This is a genomic window from Staphylococcus sp. 11007852 (genome assembly GCF_011394325.1).
In the GTDB taxonomy this organism is placed as follows: Bacteria; Bacillota; Bacilli; order Staphylococcales; family Staphylococcaceae; genus Staphylococcus; species Staphylococcus agnetis.
Window position 1 is genome coordinate 1 of sequence record NZ_JAANBJ010000009.1, and the last position, 5809, is coordinate 5809.

Below are 5809 nucleotides of genomic sequence, written 5' to 3' on the forward strand. Positions count from 1 at the left end.
AAATTATTTTAGGTGACGAAGTGAAAAGAAAAGATATGAAAGTTAATAAAAGTAGTAAGCGCTATGTATTTAGAAAAGCTACATTACAATATTTTAAGGCAATGCTTGAATTCCCTGATAGGATAACTAATTATGATATATACATGTTTATAGTCTGTTTAAAAGATTCGAGTGATATAGATAGACAGTTTTTTATAGATATAGCTAAAGTAATTTGTAAATCGGGTGTTAATCCGAAATCAAAAGAGGAATATAATAAAAGCTTGTTGTCACACTTCATAAATCAACCACGATATATATAACACTTGTAATTTATAATGAGTTTTCAAATGAAATCAATATAGTACAAACGATAATCCTTCAAGGTAAAGAGCCTTGGAGGATTATTATTATAAGTAATTTCACAAATATCAAAAAAATACCAAAAAACTCACTTTATACTGTACATATGTATAGTAATGGCGTATAGTTACTTATATAAGAGAAAATTAAGGTGATTATATGAAAATTAAATTACAGCAAAAAATCAACATAATTAGTGGAAGTTTAATTTCACGCTTAAAGCAGGTTGAAGATGGAAAAACGTATGATATATATGACCAAAATCGTTTAGCAATAGATAATGATGTCGTGCTGGACACAAAAGAAAATTATAGAAAAGTAACTATAGATCAAAAATGTAATGCGACAAAAGTATATGGTGGGGAAATTGTATTAAATATGATGTCGGGAGAATGTGTAATAGTGGCTAGTATTAATCAACCAATGATATTACCTTACAATTACGTTATTTTAGAGCCAAAATCCGCAGACATATTGAAGGAATTTATTGTATATTGGTTCAGTTATTCAGATGATGCTAAAAGTCAAATTGAAGAAAGCTTGCAAGGCTCAACAAAAGTAAAAAAGATTTCGCTACAATCTTTGAAATCTTTTGAGATTGAAGTGCCAACGTTAAGAAAGCAAGAAGTTCTTTCTAAAATATTTAAGAAGCGTAAAGATTTAAAGAGACTACAGCAACAGAACCTTTTGGAAAGAAAGAAGATGTCTTTGGTACTAAAAGAATTAGAGGTGTAACAATGTCTAAACCAAATATGTATGAAAAATTATTTGTATTAATATTTAGCAGAAGTGTTACAGGTTATGATATCGCAAAGCATTCAGATATAAGTGAAACTACTATATCTCAGATAAGACGTGGTAATCGTTTCATAGAAAATCTAACAATTAAAAAGGGTATATCATTAGAGAATTGCTATGATGAGTTTGAGAATAAAGGAGTAATCGAGTATCAAAGGGATTATAAGAAAGCATATGAAAATTATAATAGAGTGAAGTATAAAGACTAATAGAATGTAGGTGATTAGAATGTCTACGAATCCTTTTATTATGGCTTTAGGTATGTACGTAATTATAACGTGTGTTATCTATCTAACTATAAAGATAAAGAAGAAAGGCACTGGTAGGAAACGCAAAGTAAATAGTAATCCTATTAATGTAAAACCAAGTCGTACTAGTAAAAAGTCTTTTATAAATAATGATGTATACCACGTAGGAGGAATTACAACAGATCAATTTATCCTTGAATTGTTAAGTACCTATTCTTTAAGTTATGCAGGATATAGCTATGAAAATCTTCATAACAAAAAAACACAGGTAGATTATGGTGCTTATAATTTATTCGATATACTCTGGTTGTTATTTGGAACGTTTGATGAAATTTTAGATTGTCATTATGTTGAAGATGGTTACGGCACGATGACTTATAAAGAAGTTCAGGTTAGATATAATGCAAAAAAAGACCACATGAGAATAGATATTGCTGATATTACAATAGAAGGGACTCTGGATGAGATTAGAGCATTTAGACATTCTCCTATTAAGCATTTTAATATGTTAGACCCTATAGCAGCATCACATAGAGTGGAAGATTACACTGGTAGTATAGTACCAATATAAAGTGCGTCACTAAATATAAATAATTAGGAGGCTTCTAATGTTAAACATAGTCTATACTTTAGAAGATATATTAGAAGGACGTATTAAGTTAGAGATCCACCCAGATTACGATAGTGCAACGAAAGAAATTTTAAAATCGATGATAAAAGAATCGGATTTCCCTGAACGTGTTTCAGTAAAAGATATTGAGTATAATGTAGTGATTAATAATAAAGCTGATAAAAATGAATGGAAAAAAAGGATAGATAGAGCTATTCAAAGTGGAACTTTAAATGGAAGCGGAGATGAACTAGATATTATAGAGTTTGTGTGTGAGCAAGATGACATAACGAGTGTTACAACTAAAATATTGTCAGACCCAGACGATTTTAGAGGGCTTGTAGCTTATGAAGATGATGAAGTATTTGCGAATACACTAGAAGATGCATTAGAAAACAGAGAAATCTTAGTTGAAGCTTTTAAAGAAATCAGAGGCGATGATTATATCGTTGAGATAGTAAAACAAAATAATGAACTTTATTCTTATAACTTAGGCATTGAGGATATAGATATTCGATATATAGGTACTAATATTTCAATGGAACAGTTTGTAGAAAGATATAGAAAGAGAATCAAAAGCTATACTATTGAAGATTTTATTAATGAAGGTGAATTTTGGGAACTACTTATTGAAAATAAACACACAAAATTTGATATAGATAGAAGAGTGGCGTTTAGGTGATCGAATTTAAAATTGCGCAAACCTTAAACAATGATATAAAGAAAAATTTAACTTTTGAAGAAGAGGTGCAAAAACTAGATAAAGTTTTAAAAGAAGATATAGAAAAGGCGTACCCGTTTACAATAATGTCTTTAGTTAAGGTTTGGAAGGTATCTTTAAAGCGTTATGATGACAAGGTAGAAAAAGATATTCAAAAGATACTAGATGTTCCTGCATTAGAAGAAATAAGTATCGCAGAAGGCTATTTTCAATTGTTCTCTGGAAATAAAGACTATGACGATTACATTATAGAATATCTTAGCAAATAATGACAAAGGATTTGAAAGTTATACTAAGCCGAAAGTTTTTATATGGAGGGAATCTGAATGAAAATTAAATTTTTTGTTCTGGAAGATGAAGAAAATACTCTAAAATGTAGCTTAGAAAGAGAAAGCTACACTTATTTAGATACAAGTTATAATGTCAGATTAAAGAGCACATTTTATCTCAAGGGTAATGAGTATGTTTTGGAGGACGACGATGACACAGTTATCTTTACTGTAGGGCACTTAACAAGTGACAAAGATTTCTATGAGCTTGATAGGGAAATTTTTGATATAAATAATAGTATTTTTATTCACCGATCTCTTATTAGACATATCAATCACAAACACCTTGTTCATAACGGTAGAATTTCTATATTAAAAAAACTTAGTAACTTAATATCTAGTGATATTTTCATTGCACCGGATGAGTTTGTAGAATCAAACGAAATTGATATGCTTTTACCTTGGACTAAATATCAAGAGTTAGTTAATAGATTTCCTAAAAGTACAGAATTAATACATTATGCTAATGCAAGAATTGCTAATATAGTAAAAGACTATTTGGATTTGAATGAAGATTATGATGAAAAGTTTGAGAAGTATCTTTCCAAAAAAAGGCGAGAAATGAATGATAAAAGCCATAACGAAAGGATACTTTTTGGTAATGAAATTGATAATCAGATTGTAGAAAGAGAAATAGGAAAATATACAGTAGCTTTAAATAAATTGAAAACAAATATAGAATCTGACAGTTATCGTGAATTAAATTGGGAAGAGGATATTTTAAACATACTGGTATTAATTTTTCCACAGTACAAGTTGGCTATTAAAGAATTAACTATAAGTAACAATAAAAGAATTGACTTTGTATTAGTAGATTTATTAAATAATATAGATTTAATAGAGATAAAAACCCACACAAGGAAAATCTTTGGAAGAAAATATAGAGGTAATTACGCTCCTAGTGTAGAATTATCAGGATCAATTATGCAGATCGAGAAATATATATATGATTTAACTAGCGATATTACTAAAAATACTGATCTAATAAAAAATAAAATAGCGGATAGTACAGTAGACGTTAGCATTGTAAACCCTAAAGGTTTTATTATTATTGGTAGAACAAATGATTTAAATGAACAACAAAAGAAAGATTATAGGGTAATCAAAAATAAATATTCTAATATTGTAAGTATATATAGTTACGATGAATTAATTGAGATGTTGGAATCTTTGATAGACAGGTTTAATAATAATAAATTAGATATTACTGATTAAAATAAACTGTAGATAAGTCTAAGTAGGTATCATAGGAATATCTATTAAAAATACCTTCAGTATTCATTAGTCCTCACATAAGAGGACTTTTTATATTTTTCTATAGAATGACAATAAGCCGAGTCTTTTGTGATCCTTCAATCATTATAACGAATTTAGATGATTTGAAAGACAAGGTAAATTAAGAAAAATTTAAGTTTTAATTAATAACATATTAATGATATTAGGTGTATTATTTATTTAATAATATAAATATTAGTAGTTTTATAATATATTAACAAGAAAATTTATAACCTTACCTTCATATCATAAGATTCATTGTCATATACAAATTTACACCTAGTTGAGTAAAAGGAGTGAAAGAAGATGAAAAAAATAGTTTATTCAGTTATATTTGCGTCACTTTTGTTAATGTCTTTATTTACTCAGAATATATATGCTGAAATTGTAACGAACACAACCGAAGGGAATCACTTATTCACAAGTAAGTTTGAAAAAGTTAACGGTCAAAGCTGTACTGCTGTAGCTCTATCAGACACATCGTTTTTAACAGCAGCACATTGTGTAGATCGTAATAATCAAGAAAGTTATATTGGCAAAGTCTTTCCTGCTCTGAGTGGTATTCAAACACCGTTATCATCTATAGATATAGATAAAGCGACTGTATATTCTCCTAGAAATCTTGACAGTAAAAAGGACTTTGCTATTTTAAAAGGAAAAAATCCTCCTCAATCTATGAAATATTACCTTACTAACAATGCTGTAAAAATAAAAGCCGTAGATGACCTTCAAAGTTTAATTGGCAAAAAAGTTTATACTATAGGATATCCAAAAGATACTGAAGCAAAGTATCAAGATAAAAAAGAGGGAACTATTCAAAAAATAGATTCAGGAGTGATACTAACAGACAATATCACGGGATCGGGTTCTTCAGGTGGTGGTTTATATCTTGAAGAAACAAATGAGTTAATAGGTATTGTATCAGGAAAAGGTATTGGACTATCTCATTTTGCACCTATAACTAGTGATATCAAAAATTGGATTGATAAAAATAAATAACTCGAAGTAGGATATGTATTAAATTAAGTGACATAAGGTTAATTATGATATGAAGATTGAATTTTAATTTATTATTGTGTGAAAAAGATAAATATGTACCATTAACTACTCACTAAGATTAAAATGTAGTTAATGATTTAAGCCCTCTTTTTAGAGGGCTTTTTTATATTTTATATAACATTTTTTACCAATTTTAGAGATTAATATTTTCCAAAGAAACCTAACTAGTCTCGATAGTAGAATGAATTATCATTCTCCGCTTCTTCTTTAGATAGTTTAAAATTTTTATCTTTACTGGCTACTTTTTCTTTAAGCATCTGAAATCCACTTAAATCTTGATTTATTCTAGGTCTAGTAGCCTCATGAACTTGATAATCAGTAAATAGCATATCGATTAGATTCTGATTATCTAATTTAATCTTCTCTAATTTAGTACCCAATTCTTGTTTAAGATTAGCTTTGTCGTTAAGAGTTAAAGATACATCTG

Annotated in this window: 9 protein-coding genes; 8 read left to right on the forward strand and 1 reads right to left on the reverse strand. The window is 28.5% G+C overall.

The annotated features are described in order from the left end of the window. The 8 genes from G8Y85_RS02980 to G8Y85_RS03015 form a co-directional block, all read left to right on the forward strand. The coding region (locus G8Y85_RS02980) for a hypothetical protein (RefSeq protein WP_210433357.1) at positions 1 to 302 on the forward strand (302 nt) is incomplete at its 5' end. 199 nt (positions 303 to 501) lie between these two features. Further along, entirely contained in the window at positions 502 to 1077 is a 576-nt protein-coding gene (locus G8Y85_RS02985) for a restriction endonuclease subunit S (RefSeq protein WP_165805400.1), read from the forward strand. A gap of 2 nt (positions 1078 to 1079) precedes the next feature. Further along, positions 1080 to 1349 carry a hypothetical protein gene (locus tag G8Y85_RS02990; RefSeq protein WP_165805401.1) on the forward strand — a complete coding sequence of 90 codons (270 nt, stop codon included), beginning with the start codon at positions 1080 to 1082 and terminating at the stop codon, positions 1347 to 1349. Between the two features lie 40 nt (positions 1350 to 1389). Further along, positions 1390 to 1959 (forward strand): hypothetical protein, encoded by a 570-nt coding sequence (locus tag G8Y85_RS02995; RefSeq protein ID WP_165805402.1) that lies wholly within the window; start codon positions 1390 to 1392, stop codon positions 1957 to 1959. Positions 1960 to 1996: 37 nt separating this feature from the next. Then, on the forward strand, positions 1997 to 2680 hold the full coding sequence (locus G8Y85_RS03000) for a hypothetical protein (RefSeq protein WP_165805403.1): 684 nt from the start codon (positions 1997 to 1999) through the stop codon (positions 2678 to 2680). Then, entirely contained in the window at positions 2677 to 2988 is a 312-nt protein-coding gene (locus G8Y85_RS03005; RefSeq protein ID WP_165805404.1) for a hypothetical protein, read from the forward strand. The genes G8Y85_RS03000 and G8Y85_RS03005 overlap by 4 nt, the downstream gene beginning before the upstream one ends. 57 nt (positions 2989 to 3045) lie before the next feature. Next, complete coding sequence (locus tag G8Y85_RS03010) at positions 3046 to 4263, forward strand: Shedu immune nuclease family protein (protein WP_165805405.1); 1218 nt, start codon at positions 3046 to 3048, stop codon at positions 4261 to 4263. A gap of 366 nt (positions 4264 to 4629) precedes the next feature. Next, entirely contained in the window at positions 4630 to 5322 is a 693-nt protein-coding gene (locus G8Y85_RS03015; RefSeq protein WP_165805406.1) for a trypsin-like serine protease, read from the forward strand. 224 nt (positions 5323 to 5546) lie between these two features. Here the strand turns inward: G8Y85_RS03015 and G8Y85_RS03020 are convergent. Then, on the reverse strand, positions 5547 to 5809 hold a 263-nt coding region (locus G8Y85_RS03020; protein ID WP_210433358.1), incomplete at its 5' end, for a hypothetical protein.

Bases quoted from the DNA above. Each gene is read 5' to 3' on its own strand.
- G8Y85_RS03015 (WP_165805406.1), top strand. From the start codon at position 4,630: ATGAAAAAAATAGTTTATTCAGTTATATTTGCGTCACTTTTGTTAATG.
- G8Y85_RS02990 (WP_165805401.1), top strand. From the start codon at position 1,080: ATGTCTAAACCAAATATGTATGAAAAATTATTTGTATTAATATTTAGC.
- G8Y85_RS03000 (WP_165805403.1), top strand. From the start codon at position 1,997: ATGTTAAACATAGTCTATACTTTAGAAGATATATTAGAAGGACGTATT.
- G8Y85_RS03010 (WP_165805405.1), top strand. From the start codon at position 3,046: ATGAAAATTAAATTTTTTGTTCTGGAAGATGAAGAAAATACTCTAAAA.
- G8Y85_RS02985 (WP_165805400.1), top strand. From the start codon at position 502: ATGAAAATTAAATTACAGCAAAAAATCAACATAATTAGTGGAAGTTTA.
- G8Y85_RS02995 (WP_165805402.1), top strand. From the start codon at position 1,390: ATGGCTTTAGGTATGTACGTAATTATAACGTGTGTTATCTATCTAACT.